We start from the raw sequence: 1,120 nt of genomic DNA, 5'->3' as shown, positions 1-1,120 counted from the left end.
TGACACTGGAAACCGTCGCCGCGATTTGCGACACTGCTCCCATGGACCCGGCGGAAATCGCCGCCCTGTAATTGCGGCCGAGCTAAGGCCGAAGAACAAAGTTACACCAGTTCCCGGGACACAATCGGGCTTGCCGAAACCGGTGATGCATTGGGCCGCAAAGGGCGCACGCCGCTGTATGCTGCCATTGACGGGAAAATTGCGGCGGCAATTGCTGTTTCAGACCCGATCAAACCCGCAACACCCCAAGCCATCGCGGCACTGCATGGGCTGGGGCTGAGCGTGGCTATGATTACCGGAGACAACCAAGGCACGGCCCAAGCAATCGCCTCTGAATTGGGGATTGATATTGTTGTGGCCGAGGTCCTTCCCGAGGGGAAAGTCGCGGCGCTGGAAGAGTTGCGCAAACGGGGCAAACTGGCGTTTGTCGGTGACGGCATCAACGATGCGCCGGCACTGGCCACCGCTGATGTGGGCATCGCGATCGGTACGGGCACGGATGTGGCCATCGAAGCGGCCGATGTTGTCTTGATGTCCGGCGAGTTGACCGGTGTGGTCAACGCGTTCGACATTTCGACACGCACTATGCGCAACATCCGCCAGAATCTTTTCTGGGCCTTTAGCTACAACACCTTGCTGATCCCCGTGGCCGCGGGTGTCTTGTACCCTGCATTCGGATTGCTACTCTCGCCGGTGCTGGCGGCTGGTGCAATGGCGCTTTCCAGTGTGTTTGTGCTTACAAATGCGCTGCGTTTACGATTGGTAAAACCGGTCATGCGTGACAAGACGCCAGCTCCGGCGCGTGACCCTGCGATCCCGATCCCGGCCCAGGCTGTATAAGTGAGGAAACGACATGAACCTGAACATCGGTGAAGTATCAAAACGCACAGGCCTGCGGGCAAAAACAATCCGCTACTACGAGGACATCGGTCTGGTTAAACCTTTGCGAGACACGAACGACTATCGTGTCTTTCGCGAAACCGATCTACACAAGCTGACCTGCCCCCCGCAAAATCCCTCACCATGAAGTAGAGTCTGCCCAACCTATGTAGGAGCAGACGAATGCGTAAGAGCCGTTTCACCGAGGCGCAAATCATCGGGATGATCAAAGAGCAGGAAG

2 pseudogenes are annotated in these 1,120 nt (G+C 57.4%); both read left to right on the top strand.

The features are described from left to right. Window positions 1-126: 126 nt before the first annotated feature. Window positions 127-840, top strand: a pseudogene (locus AAFO90_RS24930) (HAD-IC family P-type ATPase); the annotation flags it as partial. 19 nt (window positions 841-859) lie between these two features. Beyond that, window positions 860-997: pseudogene (locus tag AAFO90_RS24925) on the top strand (MerR family DNA-binding transcriptional regulator); the annotation flags it as partial. Window positions 998-1,120 lie beyond the last annotated feature (123 nt).

Source organism: Phaeobacter sp. CAU 1743, assembly GCF_039839315.1.
Lineage (GTDB): Bacteria > Pseudomonadota > Alphaproteobacteria > Rhodobacterales > Rhodobacteraceae > Phycobacter > Phycobacter gallaeciensis_A.
Note: the sequence above shows the minus strand (reverse complement) of the source record. Positions and strands in the feature narration are given on the sequence as shown.